The organism is Thauera sp. DNT-1 (assembly GCF_055393985.1).
Genome location: NZ_AP043752.1, coordinates 2,195,094 through 2,210,459, shown reverse-complemented (window position 1 = coordinate 2,210,459; position 15,366 = coordinate 2,195,094). Strand labels below are relative to the sequence as shown.

Annotated in this window: 11 protein-coding genes; 5 read left to right on the top strand and 6 right to left on the bottom strand. The window is 72.2% G+C overall.

The window, feature by feature from the left end; translation table 11 throughout:
- Positions 1–89: 89 nt before the first annotated feature.
- From ACZ5PP_RS10235 to ACZ5PP_RS10225, 3 genes are read left to right on the top strand one after another with little or no spacing between them, the layout of a single operon-like run.
- Complete coding sequence (locus ACZ5PP_RS10235) at positions 90–803, top strand: YggS family pyridoxal phosphate-dependent enzyme (RefSeq protein WP_464827027.1); 714 nt, start codon at positions 90–92, stop codon at positions 801–803.
- 43 nt (positions 804–846) lie between these two features.
- Positions 847–1,671, top strand: coding sequence for a pyrroline-5-carboxylate reductase (gene proC, locus ACZ5PP_RS10230; RefSeq protein ID WP_464827026.1), 825 nt, complete (start codon positions 847–849; stop codon positions 1,669–1,671).
- 3 nt (positions 1,672–1,674) lie between these two features.
- Positions 1,675–2,256: a YggT family protein gene (locus ACZ5PP_RS10225; RefSeq protein ID WP_012586077.1), complete on the top strand. Its 582-nt coding sequence runs from the start codon at positions 1,675–1,677 to the stop codon at positions 2,254–2,256.
- Between the two features lie 91 nt (positions 2,257–2,347).
- Here the strand turns inward: ACZ5PP_RS10225 and ACZ5PP_RS10220 are convergent, their stop codons facing one another.
- The 5 genes from ACZ5PP_RS10220 to ACZ5PP_RS10200 are packed head-to-tail and all read right to left on the bottom strand — an operon-like array spanning position 2,348 to position 6,237.
- The gene (locus ACZ5PP_RS10220; protein ID WP_012586076.1) at positions 2,348–3,625 is read right to left on the bottom strand and encodes a dihydroorotase; all 1,278 of its coding nucleotides are present in this window, start codon (positions 3,623–3,625) and stop codon (positions 2,348–2,350) included.
- A 33-nt stretch (positions 3,626–3,658) separates the two neighbouring features.
- Positions 3,659–4,618: an aspartate carbamoyltransferase catalytic subunit gene (locus ACZ5PP_RS10215; protein WP_012586075.1), complete on the bottom strand. Its 960-nt coding sequence runs from the start codon at positions 4,616–4,618 to the stop codon at positions 3,659–3,661.
- A 54-nt stretch (positions 4,619–4,672) separates the two neighbouring features.
- On the bottom strand, positions 4,673–5,176 hold the full coding sequence (pyrR, locus tag ACZ5PP_RS10210) for a bifunctional pyr operon transcriptional regulator/uracil phosphoribosyltransferase PyrR (protein ID WP_012586074.1): 504 nt from the start codon (positions 5,174–5,176) through the stop codon (positions 4,673–4,675).
- Positions 5,163–5,669 (bottom strand): Holliday junction resolvase RuvX, encoded by a 507-nt coding sequence (ruvX, locus tag ACZ5PP_RS10205; protein WP_273423960.1) that lies wholly within the window; start codon positions 5,667–5,669, stop codon positions 5,163–5,165. Before ruvX ends, pyrR begins: the two co-directional genes overlap by 14 nt.
- Positions 5,662–6,237, bottom strand: coding sequence for a YqgE/AlgH family protein (locus ACZ5PP_RS10200; protein WP_012586072.1), 576 nt, complete (start codon positions 6,235–6,237; stop codon positions 5,662–5,664). The genes ruvX and ACZ5PP_RS10200 overlap by 8 nt, the downstream gene beginning before the upstream one ends.
- Positions 6,238–6,700: 463 nt before the next feature.
- On the opposite strand from ACZ5PP_RS10200, the gene ACZ5PP_RS10195 reads away from it, so the two are divergent.
- Both ACZ5PP_RS10195 and ACZ5PP_RS10190 read left to right on the top strand, forming a co-directional pair.
- A complete protein-coding gene (locus ACZ5PP_RS10195; protein WP_464827025.1) occupies positions 6,701–8,155 on the top strand; it encodes a cryptochrome/photolyase family protein in 1,455 nt (484 codons plus the stop codon).
- Between the two features lie 129 nt (positions 8,156–8,284).
- Positions 8,285–9,445: a MalY/PatB family protein gene (locus ACZ5PP_RS10190; protein WP_464827024.1), complete on the top strand. Its 1,161-nt coding sequence runs from the start codon at positions 8,285–8,287 to the stop codon at positions 9,443–9,445.
- A 176-nt stretch (positions 9,446–9,621) separates the two neighbouring features.
- Here the strand turns inward: ACZ5PP_RS10190 and ACZ5PP_RS10185 are convergent, their stop codons facing one another.
- Entirely contained in the window at positions 9,622–15,345 is a 5,724-nt protein-coding gene (locus ACZ5PP_RS10185) for a hybrid sensor histidine kinase/response regulator (protein ID WP_464827023.1), read from the bottom strand.
- Positions 15,346–15,366: the final 21 nt, after the last annotated feature.

Below are 15,366 nucleotides of genomic sequence, written 5' to 3'. Positions count from 1 at the left end.
GGGCGGCGCTCGGGGTCGGCCTCGGGGTGGGCGATGGAGCGATGCTATACTTTTGCCGCCCCGAAATCCCAGGAAATAGGCCACGGACCATGACGACGATCGCTGCACGCCTCGACGCGGTGCGCGCCCGCATCGCCGCCGCCGCACGACGTGCCGGGCGCGACCCTGCGGACGTGAAGCTGCTCGCGGTGAGCAAGACCTGGCCGGCGGAGGCGGTGCGCGAGGCCGCCGCCGCCGGGCAGCGTGCCTTCGGCGAGAACTACGTGCAGGAAGGCGTGGACAAGGTCGAGGCGCTGCGCGCGCTCGGGCTCGAATGGCATTTCATCGGCCCGCTGCAGAGCAACAAGACGCGCCCGGTGGCGAACGCCTTCGACTGGGTGCATGGCATCGACCGCCTGAAGATCGCCGAGCGCCTGTCGGCGCAGCGCGACGTGCATCTGCCGCCGCTCGACGTGTGCATCCAGGTCAATGTCAGCGGCGAGGACAGCAAGAGCGGCGTGGCGCCGGACGAGGCCGGCGCGCTCGCGCACGCGGTCGCCGCCCTGCCGCGGCTGCGCCTGCGCGGCCTCATGTGCATCCCCGAACCGAGCGCGGACGAGGCCGTGCTGCGCGCGCGCTTCGCCGTGCTGCGCGGGCTCCACGACGAGCTGCGCGCCGCCGGACTCGCGCTCGACACCTTGTCGATGGGCATGTCGCACGACCTCGAGCCGGCGATCGCCGAGGGCGCGAGCATCGTGCGCGTGGGCACGGCGATCTTCGGCGAGCGTGCCCGAACCGCGCCGACCCCGACCCCTACGGCCTGATGCGCGTCCGCGTGTGCTCCGGCCCCAACCAGCAGGTCCATCCATGAAGATCACCTTCCTCGGCGGCGGCAACATGGCCACCGCCCTCATCGGCGGCATGCTCGAGCGCGGCTTCGCCGTCGCCGGCATCCAGGTCGTCGAACTCGGCGAGGCGGCGCGCGACGCGCTCGCGCAGCGCTTCGGCGTGCGTGCGGTCGAGTCCTTCGACGACGCGGCGCTCGCCTGCGACGTGCTCGTGCTCGCGGTCAAGCCGCAGCAGATGAAGGCTGCGCTGGCACCGATCGCCGGGCGCCTGTGCGGCCAGCTCGTCATCAGCATCGCCGCCGGCCTGCGCCTGGCCGACCTCGGGCGCTGGCTGGGTGCGCCGGGTGCGCCCCATGCCCGCCTGGTGCGCTGCATGCCCAACACACCGGCGCTGATCGGCGCCGGCGTCACCGGCCTGTACGCCGACCCTTCGGTGGACGCCGCCGGCCGCGAGACCGCCGGGCGCATCCTGGGCGCGGTCGGCAGCACGGTGTGGGCCGACGACGAGGCGCAGATGGACGCGGTCACCGCGATCTCGGGCAGCGGCCCGGCCTACGTCTTCCACTTCATCGAGGCGCTCGAATCCGCCGGGCGCAGCCTCGGCTTCGACGAGGCCGGCGCGCGCCGGCTGGCGATCGACACCGTGCTCGGCGCGGCGAGGCTGGCGGCGGGCTCGGAAGACGCCCCCGCCGTGCTGCGCCAGAAGGTCACCTCCAAGGGCGGCACCACCGAGGCCGCGCTCGCCAGCCTGGCGGCGGCCGGCTGGCACGACGAACTCGTCGCCGCGGTGCAGGCGGCCGAAGCGCGTGGGCGCGAGCTCGGCGCCGAACTCGGCAAGGACTGAACCATGCTCGCCAACATCCTGCTGCTGGTGATCGACGTCGCCGCCAGCTTCCTCACGCTGATGCTGCTCGCGCGCTTCTTCATGCAGTGGCAGCGCATCTCCTTCCGCAACCAGCTCGGCCAGTTCGTGGTCAGCACCACCGACTGGATCGTGCGCCCGCTGCGCCGCTTCATCCCCGGGCTGTTCGGTCTCGACATGGCGAGCCTGCTGCCCGCCTGGCTGGTTCAGGTACTGCTGGTGATGTTCGAGCTCAGCCTGCGCGGCGCGGCCTTCAGCGGCAACACCGCCGCCGTGCTCGCCGGCCTGTGGGGGGTGGGCCTGATCGAGCTGCTGCGCATGATGATCTACCTGGTGTTCGCGGTGGTGCTGGGCTCGGCGGTGCTGTCCTGGGTGAGCCCGCACGCGCCGCTGGCGCCGCTGCTGCACTCGATCGCCGCGCCCTTCCTGCGCCCGTTCCGGCGCGTGATCCCGAGCATCGCCAACGTCGACCTGTCGCCGCTGGTGCTGCTGCTGGTGCTGCAGATCGTGCTGATGGTGCTCGCCGGCGCGCGCAACGGTTTCGCGCCGCTGCTGTTCGGGGGCTGATTTCCGCACCGGCTTCAAGCGCAAAAAGGGGCGGCCGGTAGCGGCTGCCCCTTTTTGCGAGCCGGGCCGGCGGGCGTTTGCCTGACCGGGCTCAGCCCTCGAACATCACCTGCCCCTCGACCAGCGTGTAGCGCACCTTGCCCGGCAGCTCCATGCCGAGGAAGGGCGTGTTCTTGCCCTGGCTCCGGAGGCCCTCGCGGGTGATGGTGACGTGGGTCGCGGGGTCGAACACGCACACGTCGGCGCGCGCGCCCACCGAGAGGTGGCCGGCCTTGGTGATGCCGACGATCTTCGCCGCGTCCGAGGTGATGCGGGCCAGCCCGTCCAGCAGCGCCAGCCCGGCGCGGTCGGCCCACTTCAGCGTCAGCGGCAGCAGCAGCTCGAGGCCGGTGGCGCCGGGTTCGGATTCGGAGAACGGCGTCTGCTTGGCGTCGTCGTCCACCGGGGTGTGGTCCGAGCACAGCGCGTCGATGCGGCCCTCGGCCAGGCCCCGGGCGAGGGCCTCGCGGTCGCGCTGGCTGCGCAGCGGCGGGACGAGGTGGCAGTTGGGGTTGAAGTAGCCGATGTCCATGTCGCACAGGTGCACATGGTTGATCGACACGTCGCAGGTCACGTCCATGCCTTCTGCGCGCGCCTGGTCGATGAGCGCGAGGCCGGCGGCCGAGGACAGGCGGGTGATGTGCAGGCGGGCGCCGGTGATGCGCGCGAGCTCGAGGTAGGTGTAGAGCGCCACGGTTTCGGCGGCGACCGGGATGCCCGACAGGCCCAGCCGCGTCGCCACCTCGCCGTCGTGGGCGTGGCCCACCTGCGACAGGAAGGGCGCCAGCGGCTGCAGCCAGACGCGGAAGCCGAAAGTGGCGGCGTATTGCAGCGCGCGCATCAGCACGGTGTTGTCGACCAGCGGCACGTTGGCCTGCGAGAAGGCGACGCAGCCGGCCTCGACCAGTTCGGCCATCTCGGACAGGCGCTCGCCCTGAAGGCCGATGGTGAGTGCGCCGACCGGATAGATGTGGGCGCGGTTCAGCTTCTTGGCGCGATAGGTCAGCATCTCGACCAGGCCGGGCTCGTCGAGCACGGGGTCGGTGTCGGGCGGGATCGCCAGGCTGGTGACGCCGCCGGCCATCGCCGCCTCCATTTCGGATTCGAGCGTGGCGCGGTACTCGTAGCCGGGTTCGCGCAGGCGCGCGGCGAGGTCGATGAAGCCGGGGGCGACCACGAGACCGCCGGCGTCGATCGTGCGCTCGGCGACGAAGCCGTCCGGCGCCTGGCCGAGGGCGACGATCTTGCCTCCTGCGACGTAGACGTTCTGCACCGCATCGGTGCGATTGGCCGGATCGACGACGCGGCCGTTGGAAATCAGGATGTTCATGCGTGGGTCCTTGTTCCTGTGCTGTCCGCGGCTTCAGCGGCTGCCGAGCATGCTCATCACCGCCATGCGCACGGCGATGCCGAAGGTGACCTGGGGCAGGATGACCGCCTGCGCGCCATCGGCCACCGCGGAGTCGATCTCCACGCCGCGGTTCATCGGGCCGGGGTGCATCACGATCGCGTCGGGCCTGGCGAGCGCGAGCTTCTCGGCGGTGAGGCCCCAGATCTTGTAGTACTCCTGCGGCGTGGGCAGCAGCGCGCCGTTCATGCGCTCGTTCTGCAGGCGCAGCATCATCACCACGTCCACCCCTTTCAGCCCCTCGCGCATGTCGTGGAACACGCGCACGCCAAGCTTCTCGACCTCGGTGGGCAGCAGGGTCCGGGGGCCGATCACGCGTACTTCGGGCACGCCGAGCGTGGTCAGCGCGGCGATCTGGCTGCGCGCCACACGCGAGTGCAGCACGTCGCCGACGATCGCCACGGTCAGGTTGGTGAAGTCCTTCTTGAAGTGGCGGATGGTGTACATGTCGAGCAGGCCCTGCGTCGGGTGCGCATGGCGGCCGTCGCCGGCGTTGACCACGTGGATGTGGTCGCGCCCGGTGTTCTGCAGGTGCTGGGCGATCAGCATCGGCGCACCGCTGGCGGCGTGGCGCACGACGAACATGTCGGCCTGCATCGCGCACAGGTTGTCGACCGTGTCGAGCAGGCTCTCGCCCTTGGCGGCCGAGCTGGTGTTGATGTTGAGGTTCACCACGTCGGCCGAGAGGCGCTTGGCGGCGATCTCGAAGGTGGTGCGGGTGCGTGTGGAGTTCTCGAAGAACAGGTTGAACACGCTCTTGCCGCGCAAGAGCGGCAGCTTCTTGACCTCGCGCTCGGCCACCTCGGTGAAGGGCGCGGCGGTGTCGAGGATGGCGTTCAGGATGTTGCGCGGCAGACCGTCGAGCGTGAGCAGGTGCTGCAGTTCGCCGTGCTGGTTGAGCTGGGGGTTTCGCATCGGGCGTGCCTCGAAATCAGCGGTGGGCAGGGGGAAGGGGAGGGCGGCTCCGGCTCAGGCGCGACGTGTCAGCTCGAGGCCCAAGTGGCCGGCCTGGTCGCGCTGCAGCTCGAGGTTCTGCTCGCGCGCGAGCGGCACGGACAGGGTGTGGGCGCAGTAGCGCGCGGCGACCGGCAGTTCGCGCCCGCCGCGGTCGACCAGCACGGCGAGCTCGACCCGGGCCGGGCGGCCGAAGTCGAACAGCTCGTTGAGCGCGGCGCGGGTGGTGCGGCCGGTGTAGAGCACGTCGTCGACCAGGATCACGTGCGCGCCGTCTACGTCGAAGGGGATCTCGGTCTTCTTCGGGCTGGCGTGCAGACCCTTGCTGGCGTAGTCGTCGCGGTAGAAGGAGACGTCGATCGCGCCCAGCGGCTGGGCGATGCCCAGCTCGGCGTGCAGGCGCTCGGCCAGCCACAGGCCGCCGGTGTAGATGCCGACGAGCGCGGTGGCGGGGCCGACGTGGGGGCGGATCTGCTCGGCGAGCTGCCGGCACAGGGCTTCGGCATCAAGGTCTTTCATGGCGTCGTGTGTCCAGGAAGGTTTGCAGGAGGATGCGGGCGGCGGCGGCGTCGAGCACCGCCTTGCGCTCGCGCCAGTCCTTGCGGCCGGCCTCGGCGAGCTCGGCTTCGGCGGCGACCGAGGACAGGCGCTCGTCGGCGGTGAACACCGGCAGGGCGTGGCGGCCGTGGAGCTGGTTGGCGAAGCGGCGGCAGCGCGCGGTGAGCTCGTGCTCGCGGCCGTCCAGATGGGTGGGAATGCCGACCACCAGCGCGACCGGCCGCCATTCGGCAATGAGCCTGGCGATGGCGGCGAAGCGTGCGTCGTTCGCCTCGGCGTGCACGGTGGTGAGCGCGCTGGCCAGGCCGGTCTCGAGTTCGCCGCTGGCGACGCCGATGCGGGCGAGGCCGAAGTCGAAACCGAGCACGGTGCCACGCGCGGGGAGCGTGTCCGGGGCGGGCCGGGGGAAGCGGGTGTCCGCAGGGGACGGGGCGGCCGTGGCCGCCTCAGGCATGTCCGGCGACATCGCTCAGGTTGGTGAAGTCGATGCCGAGCTTCTGCATGGCGGCGACCAGGCGTTCCTCGGGCGGCAGCTCGAACACGATCTCGAGGTCGGCGGGGACGGTGAGCCAGGCGTTGTCGAGGAGCTCCTGCTCGAGCTGGCCGGCAGCCCAGCCGGCGTAGCCGAGCGTGACGATGACGTCCTTGGGTTCGCCACCGGCGCCGATGGCCTGCAGCACGTCGCGGCTGCTGGTGAGGCCGATCTCGTCGGTGACCTTGAGCGTGGAGTGCCAGTCGCCGAGCGGGCGGTGCAGCACGAAGCCGCGGTCGGTCTGCACCGGGCCGCCGAAATACACCGGCTGCGCGGCGAAGCCCTCGGCCTCGAGCGGCACTTCGATGCGCTCGAAGAGGCTGGCCAGGGTCATGTCGATCGGCCGGTTCACGATGATGCCGAGCGCGCCCTGTTCGTTGTGTTCTGCGATGTAGGTGAGCGTGCGCGCGAAGTGCGGATCGACCATGTTGGGCATGGCGATCAGGAAGTGGTGCGTGAAGTTGGCCGTGGGCGTTTCCATGCGCGGCATTCTACGCCGAACGCCGGTCTTCTTGGCGTGGGGGCGTGCGCGAGCGGGTCCTCCCGCCGTCGGGCAGGCCGCGCGTGGTTTCTGTGGGAGCGACGCAAGTCGCGATTGCAGCGATCGGTCGCCGGCATCGTCAATTCCCTTCCTGGGTGGATGGTGTGGCGTGCGGCGTGGGCGATCGCGTGCTGCGCGGCCGCGGGGCCGGAGTGGCGGGCGCCGCCTGCACTCGCGGCCCTGTGCTTCGCTGCGGGCTGCCCTCGGCGGAGGGCGCCGCGGGGGCGACGACGCAAACTCGACGCTGCGCGCCTCGGACATGCGTCGCCTTGATTCCCCCGCGACGCCCTCTGCCTCGGCGCTCCTGAAGTTGGCGCCCGCCACTCCGGCCCCGCGGCCTCGCGCTTGTCCGGACTGCGGCGGCACGGTGGCGGATGCGTCATAATTGCGCATCTTTGTCCTGGACAAAAAAATGTCTTCCGCCCTCGTCTGGTTCCGCCGCGACCTGCGCAGCTTCGATCACGCTGCGCTCCACCACGCCCTGCGCTTCGCCGCGCGCGTGCATTGCGCCTTCGTCTTCGATACCGCCATCCTTGACGCGCTGCCCGCGCGCGCCGACCGCCGCGTCGAGTTCATCCACGCCAGCCTGGCCGAGCTGGATGCGGCGCTCGACGCCATGGCGCGTGCCGCGGGTGGCACGGGTGGCGGGCTGATCGTCCGCCATGGCCGCGCCGAGGACGAGATCCCGCGCCTGGCCGCCGAGCTTGGCGTCGACAAGGTCTTCGCCAACCGCGACTACGAACCCGACGCGATCCTGCGCGACAGCCGGGTCGCGCAGCGACTCGCCGAGGACGGCATCGGTTACGAGGACTTCAAGGACCAGGTGGTCTTCGAGCGTGACGAGGTGCTCACCCAGACGGGCAAGCCCTACAGCGTGTTCACGCCTTACAAGAACGCCTGGCTGAAGGCGGTGGACGATTTCCAGGTCAGCTCGTATGCGGTGGAGAAGTACGCCGCGCACCTGGCGCCGAAGCCCGCCGGCGAGACCCTGCCCGGGCTGGCCGACATCGGCTTCGCGCCCACCAACCTCGCCGAGCTGAACATGCCTGTGGGCATGAGCGGCGGCAAGCGCCTGTTCGACGACTTCGCCGCGCGCATCGAGCGCTACAAGCGCGCGCGCGACTTCCCGGCGGTGAAAGGCGTCAGCTATCTGTCCACCCACCTGCGCTTCGGCACCGTGTCGATCCGCCAGCTCGCCGCCCACGCCCGCGCGCGCGGCGGCGAGGGGGCGGAGACCTGGCTGTCGGAGCTGATCTGGCGCGACTTCTACCACCAGATCCTGTGGCACCACCCGCAGGTGGTGGACCGTGCCTTCCGTCCCGAGTACGACGCCGTGCAGTGGGACGACGCGCCCGAGCTCTTCGCCGCCTGGTGCGAGGCGCGCACCGGCTATCCGATCGTCGATGCGGCGATGCGCCAGCTCGACCAGACTGGCTGGATGCACAACCGCCTGCGCATGATCGTCGCCTCCTTCCTCACCAAGGACCTCGGCGTCGACTGGCGCCTGGGCGAGCGTTACTTCGCCATCCGGCTCAACGACTACGACCTCGCCGCCAACAACGGCGGCTGGCAGTGGGCGGCCTCGACCGGCTGCGACGCCCAGCCCTGGTTCCGCATCTTCAACCCGGTCACTCAGTCCGAGAAGTTCGACCCCGAGGGCCGCTTCATCCGCCGCTACCTGCCCGAACTCGCGCGCGTGCCCGACAAGTTCATCCACGCCCCCTGGACCATGGGCGGCATCGACCAGACCGCGTGCCGGACGAAGATCGGCGTCGATTACCCCGGACCGATCGTGGATCACGCCGCTGCGCGTGAGCGCACGCTGCAACGTTTCGGCGTGGTGAAGAACGACGCGCAAGGCACATAGGCGTCAGCCCGGGGATTCGGTGCGCCGTCCGGGCGCCGGATCGCGACTTGCGTCGCTCCCGCGGGGCAGCGAGCGCTCGGGGGAATGCGGGACAATGACGCCCCGTCACCCTTCACCGGACGCCCCGCCATGACCGCCCCCGCCTTCGACTTCGACCGCCTCATCGACCGCCGCAGCCTGCCGAGCGAAAAATGGGGCCGCTACGCCGGCCGCGACGTGCTGCCGCTGTGGGTCGCCGACATGGACTTCGCCGCGCCGCCGGCGGTCATCGAGGCCCTGCACCGGCGCATCGACCATGGTGTGTTCGGCTACACCGATGCCTGGCCCGCGCTCGAGCAGGCCGTGGTCGAAGGCCTGCGGCGGGATCACGGATGGACGATCCAGCCCGACTGGCTGGTGTGGCTGCCGGGCGTGGTCGCCGGCTTCAACCTCGCCTGCGCCATCGCCGGCGAAGCGGGCGACGGCGTGCTCACCGCCACCCCGGTGTATCCGCCTTTCCTTACCGCCCCGGCCAACACCGGCCGCGTGCTGCAGCGCGCCGAACTGGTGCTGGGCGACGGCCGCTGGCAATGGGACTGGGACGCGCTCGAGGCCGCCTGCACGCCCACGACCCGGCTGCTGCTGCTGTGCAGCCCGCACAACCCGGTCGGCCGGGTGTTCGACGAAGCCGAACTGCGCCGGCTCGCCGACTTCGCCGCGCGCCACGACCTGCTGGTGTGCTCGGACGAGATCCACTGCGGCCTGGTGCTCGACGCCGATCGCACGCACCGCCCGCTCGCCGCGCTCGACGAGGCTATCGCGCGGCGCACGATCACCCTGATGGCGCCGTCCAAGACCTGGAACATCCCGGCGCTGTACTGCGCCTTCGCGATCATTCCCGACCCCGCGCTGCGCCGGCGCTACCGCCACGCCATGCGCGGCATCGTGCCGCATGTGAACGTGCTCGGCATGGTCGCGGCGGAGGCCGCCTACCGCGACGGCGATGCCTGGCGGCGGGCGCTGCTGGATTACCTGCGCGGCAACCGCGAGCGCGTGCTGGAGGCCGTCGCGGCGATGCCCGGCCTGACGACGACGCGCCCCGAAGCGACCTACCTGGCCTGGGTCGACTGCCGCGCGATGATGGCGGCGCGCGGGGTCTCCGACCCGATGGCCTTCTTCGAGGCCGCCGGCGTCGGACTCTCGGATGGCGCGGCCTTCGGCGCGCCGGGCTTCGTGCGGCTCAACTTCGGCTGCCCGCGCGCGACGCTGGACGAAGCGCTCGCGCGCATGGCGCGCGCGCTGGGCGCGTAGACGCCGGGACGGAGCGGTCTTCCACTGCAATATCTCGACTTGCGTCGCTCCTGCAGCGTGCTTCCACGCCGGGGGCGCAGGAGCGACGCAAGTCGAGATCGGCGGCGGTTCGGAGGGCGTCGAGGCGCATCCGTTGCCGCATCCCGGCTGGCACCGCAGAAAGAGCGAGGCCCCCCTCAGCCCTTGCCCGCCTGTGCGTAGCGCGCCACCAGCGCGAGCAGCTCCTCTTCCTGGTAGGGCTTGCCGAGGTAGTGGTCGGCGCCGACCTCCAGGGCGTAACGGCGGTGCTTCTCCGCCAGGCGCGAGGTGATCACCACCACCGGCAGGTCGTGCAGGCGCGCGTCGGCGCGGATGTTGCGGACGAGGTCGAAGCCGTCCATGCGCGGCATCTCGATGTCGGTGAGCACCACGTCGGGCTTCAGGTCGATGAGCTGCTCGAGCGCGTCCACGCCGTCCTTGGCGGTGAGCACGCGATAGCCCTCGCGCTCGAGCAGGCGACCGGTGATCTTGCGCACGGTCAGCGAGTCGTCCACCACCATCACCGTGGGCAGGTGCAGCGGCGGCGGCGCCTCGGCAGCGGGACCGAACAACCCCGCGTGCGCCTCGTCCATGGTGGTGGCGGCGCGCGCGCCGAGCGCGACCGGGTTGAGGATCAGCACGATCTCGCCGTCGCCAAGCACGGTCGCGCCGCTCATGCCGACGACGCGGGTGAGCTGCGGGCCGGCGTTCTTGACGATGACTTCCTGGTTGCCGCGCAGCCCGTCGACATGCAGCGCGAGCGTCTGCGCGCCGGCGCGCAGCAGCAGCACCCAGCTGTAGCGCGCCTCGGCGGGGCGCGCCTCGCGATCGCCGAGCAGGCGCGGCAGATAGCGGTAGGGATAATGCTCGCCCTGCCATTCGATGCCGTGCGCCCGCTGCATGGCCTGCAGCGCGTCGGGCTTGAGCTCCATGGCCTGCACGATCATGTTGGCGGGAACGGCCCAGCTGCGGCCGAGCGCCTCCACCAGCAAGGTTTGGGTTACCGCGAGGGTGAGCGGCAGGCGGATCGAGAAGCGGGTGCCGGCGCCGGGCCGGCTGGCGACCTCGACGCGGCCACCGGCGGCGGCGGTTTGCGCCTTCACCACGTCCATGCCGACGCCGCGGCCGGAGACCGCGGAGACCTCGCGCGCGGTGCTGAAGCCGGAGACGAAGATCAGGTTCACCAGGCGGCGCTCGTCGACGCGCTCGTCGGCGCCGAGCAGACCGCGCGCGCGCGCCTGCGCCGCGATGCGCTCGAGGTCGAGCCCGGCGCCGTCGTCGGCGATCTCGATGGCGATCTCGTTGCCCTCCTGGCGCACCGTCAGCTCGATGTTGCCGGTCTCGGCCTTGCCGGCGGCCAGGCGCGCGGCCGGGGCCTCGATGCCATGCGCGACCGCGTTGCGCAGCAGGTGTTCGAGCGGCGCGGCCATCTGCTCGAGCACACTGCGGTCGACCTCGATGCGTCCGCCGCGAAGGTCGAGCGCGGCACGCTTGCCGAGCTCGCGCGCGCTCTGCCGCACCACCCGGTAGAGCCGGCTGGCAAGGTTGTCGAAGGGCAGCATGCGCACCTGCATCAGCCCTTGCTGCAGCTCGCGCGCCATGCGCGCCTGGCTGCCGAGGGCGAGCTCCGCGCCGTCCAGGTTGTGCAGCAGGCCCTGCTGCACGGTGGTCACGTCGTTGACGCTCTCGGCCATCATCCGCGTGAGCTCCTGCAGGCGGGTGTAGCGGTCGAGCTCGAGCGGATCGAAATCGGTGTGCTGGGTGCCGGCCTGCGCGATGCGCGATTGCATCTGCACCTCGGCCTGGATCTCGACCTCGCGCAGCTGGTTGCGCAGGCGGATCACGTTCTCGGTGAGATCGAGCAGCGAGCGCCGCAGGCTGCGCAGCTCGCCCTCGACCCGGCTGCGCGCGACGCCGATCTCGCCGGCCTGGTTGACGAAGCGGTCGATCCGCTCGGCGCGCACACGCAGGGTCGGGGAGGCGAGCGGCTCGACCTCGGGCGCCGCCTCCGCGCCGGCGCCGGCTTCCTCGGCGCGGATCGGGGCGGCCGGCGCCTGGAGGGCCGCTTCGCCGAGGGCGAGCTCGTCGATGACCTGCTCGCAGCGGTCGATGCCGTGCGCGAGCGCTTCGGCCAGCCCGGCCGCCGCCTCGCGCGCGGCGAGGCCGTCCTCCAGGCGCGATTCGAGTTCGTGCAGGTGGGCGCCGAGGCGCATCGCGCCCGCCATGCGCGCGCTGCCCTTGAGCGAGTGCAGCAGGCGCGCGACCGCACGCGGCGCCTCTTCGTCGTCGGCCTGCATGCGCCAGCGGCGCAGGGTGGCGTGGAGCTCGCCGATGGTCTCGGCGGCCTCTTCGAGGAAGATCGGCAGCAGCTGGCTGTCGATGTCGTCCTGCGCACTGTCCACGGCGCCCGCCTCCGCCGCGGGGACCGCTGCGGGTAGGCTCGCGGGAGCCGCTGGCGGAGGTGTCGCGTGGTCGGCGGCGCGCGCGCCGTCGAGTGCGGTCTGCGCGTCGACAGCGAGGGCGATGTCGGGAGCGAGGGCGATGTCGGGAGCGAGGACCTCGGGCAGGTCGGCCAGGCCTGCGCTGTCTTCGTCGGCGCGAGCGTCCAGGCGTGCGACGAGTGCATCCTCCGCCGCCGGCGTGCCGCCCGCGGCGATCTCGTCGCGCATCGCGCGCAGGGCGTCGAGGGCCTCGCCGAACAGCGCCAGCTCGTTCCCGTCCGGAGCCCGGGCGGCGTCGGCGAGGCGTTCCAGCCGGTGCTCCAGGGCGCGGCCGAGGCGATGCGCGGCCTCTGCGCGCACGGTGCCCGAGATGCCGGCCAGGGTATGGGCGGCGCGTATCGCGGCGGTCGAGGGGGGCTCGTCGCCCGCGTGCAGCGCGCGCAGCGCCTGCTCGAGCGCGGCCAGGTGCTGGGCCGATTCGCTGCAGTAGAGCGCGTGCAGCGCACGCGAGATCTCGCCGTCGCCGATGCGCAGGGTGTCGCCAGCGGGGCTGGCGACGACATCGCTGGCGGGCGCGTCGTCCTGCGTTGCGGCGGGCGCCTGTGCGGGGGCGACCTCGTCGTGTCCGCCTTCGATTCTCACTTCGTCCGGCTGCGCCGGGAAGAACTCGAAGGCTTCCAGCGCGATCGGGGCGCCCTCGTCGAGCGGCTCGATGAATTCGATCAGCTCTTCTTCGGTTGCGCTCGCCGCGATCGCGGCGGGGAACACGGGCGTGGTCTCCTCCGTGCCCGCTGGGGGGGCCGGCGGGGCTCCGCCGATCTCGCCGTCGAGCAGGAAGTCCACGCTGTCGATCTGCATCGGCGCGGAGGCGGGGGCCATGGCGGCGGGTTCCGCCTCGATCTCCTCGATCGGCTCGGGGAGGGGCGGGAGCGCTCCGCTCGGCGTGGTGATGCCGGCGTCGTGCACCGGCTCGGCCGCTTCGTGGAGCCGTCTCGCCTCGGCGATCAGAGCCGCGGTGTCGCCACCGCCGGCCTCGCCATGTTCGAGTTGCGCCACCCAGGCGGAGAACACCCGATGGCCCTCGGCGACGAGGGCGAACAAGGCGGGGGTGAGCGCCCAGTCGAGTTGCAGCCAGCGGTTCAGCGCCTGCTCCACCGCCCACGCGGTGTCGCCGAGCTGGACGAGCCCGACCATGCGCCCGCTACCCTTGAGGGTGTGGAAGCCGCGCCGGATGGTGACCAGTTGCGCGGGCTCGTCCGTGCCGTCGCGGAGTGCTTCGAGCCCGGCCGCGATCCCGGCGAGCACCTCGTGCGCCTCCTCGATGAAGATCGCCAGCAGTTCGGCGTCGATCTCCGCGCCCACCGGCGCCGCCCCTGCGGCCATCGGGGCGGCTGCGCTCTCCGCGGCGACCGTGGCGGCGAGTTCGGGGGCGGCGGCAGGCGCCCGCGCATCGGTGCCGACGGGCTCTGTCGCGGCCTGCGGCATTGCGGCAGGTGTCTCGAGTTCTTCGAGGGGGCTGAAGTCGAGATCGGGGAAGTCGAGGCCGAACAGGTTTTCGGGGCTCTCCGGGTGGGCCGCTGCGACCTGCGTCGCCGCGGCGTCCAGGTCTTGTGGAGGCGGCTCCGCGGCCGCGGGCGGCGGCGGCTCGGGCATCTCGACGGGCGCCGCCGCGGCGGCTTCGGTCGCGGGCGTCGGTGCCGGTGCCGCCACAGGTGTGGCGGCGATCGCGGCAGCGGGCGCTGCCGCGTCCTCCTGTGCAGCCGGCCTGCCCTGGAGCCCCAGGCTCGGGTCGAGCAGTTCTTCCAGGCGGGCGCCGCCGCGCGGCATCGCCTCGATGTAGAAGCCGAGCGCGGAGAGGTCGCGCGCGAGGCGTTCGAACTCGGCCTGGCCGGCGCGGCTGTCCTCGCGCGCGAGGCTGGCGATGTGGATCGCGGCGTTGCGCACCAGGGCGAGCGCGTCGGTCTCGCCGAGCATGCTCAGGGCACCGATGATCTGCTGCAGCGGCTGGTGGAGCTGCAGCAGGGGCTCGCGCCTGGCCTGGTTGCGGAAGAAGTCGTCCAGCACCTGTTCGACGTGGGCGAGGCTGGCGAGCATCTCCTTCGCCACCTGCTCGAGCGCGGCGCGCTCCTGCGCCTGGCGGGCATCCGCCGGTGCTGCGACGATCGCGCCCGCGGACAGGGGCTCGCCGCGCTGCAGGGCGAGCAGACGGGCGGCGATCTGTTCCGCGCGCGCGCCGAATCCGGCGGGCGGCGGACGACGGTCGAGCGCGCCTTCGAGGCTCAGCAGCGCGGTGGCGACCTCCATGCCCGAGGTCTCGACGAACTGCAGCGGATCGCGGCGCAGCCAGCGCGCGAAGTCGAGCAGTGCGGCGCACAGGATGCGCACGCCCGGGCGGCCGAGCGCCTCGGCGGGGGCGCTCATCGCCGCGACTGCATCCTCGAAGCGGGGCAGGGCCACCGCGGTGCCGGCGCAGAAGGCTTCCCAATGCGCGCGCGCCTCGCCGAGGCGGGCGGCGAGGGCGTCGAGCAGCGGCGCGATCGGTGTCTCGCCGACCTCCAGCCCCGGCTCCGGGATCTGCGCGTCGAGCTGCCAGCACGCGCGTACCGCACGCTGCTGTTCAGTGCGCACCGGGGCGCGCGCGATCTGGTAGAGGAGTTCGCGCAGCAGACGGTCCGGCACCGAGGGCGTGCCGCTCAGCAGGCGGCGGAACTGGGCGTCGAGCTGGGTGCACAGGCGCTTCACCGCCGGGTCGGGCTGCAGCCCGCCGTGGATCAGGGCGTCGTAGAACGCGAGGCTGGCCCACCACAGACTGCGCGCAGCCGGGCTGCGCTGCTGCGCCTCGACCTCGGCGATCGCGTCGCGCATGACGCGCGCGCCTTCGCCCGCCGCGCCCTTGCGCAGCCACTCCAGCAGACCGCGCTCGAAGCGGCTGCGTGCCGCGCGCAGCTCCCGCGCCTCGCTCCCGGTCGTGTCCGCCGGCGGCGCCGCACGCGCAGGCGGGCGGCGCGAAAGATCGGGATGGAAGAGGTCGGCGGCGCTGGCGTCGTGCTGCCCGCGCGCTGCGGCGAGCTCGAGGTAGCGCGCGGCCAGCCGCAGCGGCTGGTCGGGCGCGCCGTCGGCGAGCTCCTCGAGGTAGTTGCCCACCATCGCCAGCGCGCGCAGGGCGAGCGCGTGGCGCGCGGCGTCGGCCGGGACCTCGCCGCGCGCCATCGCCCCGAGCAGCTGCTCGAGGGCGTCGGTGAACAGCGTCAGGCCGTCGAGGCCGACGATGTCGAGGGCGCCGCGCACCTGGTGCAGGTGCGATTGCGCGAACTGCAGGCCGGCGGCTTCGCTGCCTGCGCAGCCGCGCTCGAGGATTTCGCGCGCGCGCCCCAGCGCGGCGTCGATCTCGCCCTTCACCCAGGTCAGCGGTCCCAGGTCCGGCTCGGTGGCGTGTGTCATGCTGTTCTTCCGGGCGACAGC

Bases quoted from the DNA above. Each gene is read 5' to 3' on its own strand.
- ACZ5PP_RS10185 (WP_464827023.1), bottom strand. From the start codon at position 15,345: ATGACACACGCCACCGAGCCGGACCTGGGACCGCTGACCTGGGTGAAG.
- ACZ5PP_RS10215 (WP_012586075.1), bottom strand. From the start codon at position 4,618: ATGCGAAACCCCCAGCTCAACCAGCACGGCGAACTGCAGCACCTGCTC.
- pyrR (WP_012586074.1), bottom strand. From the start codon at position 5,176: ATGAAAGACCTTGATGCCGAAGCCCTGTGCCGGCAGCTCGCCGAGCAG.
- ACZ5PP_RS10225 (WP_012586077.1), top strand. From the start codon at position 1,675: ATGCTCGCCAACATCCTGCTGCTGGTGATCGACGTCGCCGCCAGCTTC.
- ACZ5PP_RS10235 (WP_464827027.1), top strand. From the start codon at position 90: ATGACGACGATCGCTGCACGCCTCGACGCGGTGCGCGCCCGCATCGCC.
- ruvX (WP_273423960.1), bottom strand. From the start codon at position 5,669: ATGCCTGAGGCGGCCACGGCCGCCCCGTCCCCTGCGGACACCCGCTTC.
- ACZ5PP_RS10195 (WP_464827025.1), top strand. From the start codon at position 6,701: ATGTCTTCCGCCCTCGTCTGGTTCCGCCGCGACCTGCGCAGCTTCGAT.
- proC (WP_464827026.1), top strand. From the start codon at position 847: ATGAAGATCACCTTCCTCGGCGGCGGCAACATGGCCACCGCCCTCATC.
- ACZ5PP_RS10190 (WP_464827024.1), top strand. From the start codon at position 8,285: ATGACCGCCCCCGCCTTCGACTTCGACCGCCTCATCGACCGCCGCAGC.
- ACZ5PP_RS10200 (WP_012586072.1), bottom strand. From the start codon at position 6,237: ATGCCGCGCATGGAAACGCCCACGGCCAACTTCACGCACCACTTCCTG.
- ACZ5PP_RS10220 (WP_012586076.1), bottom strand. From the start codon at position 3,625: ATGAACATCCTGATTTCCAACGGCCGCGTCGTCGATCCGGCCAATCGC.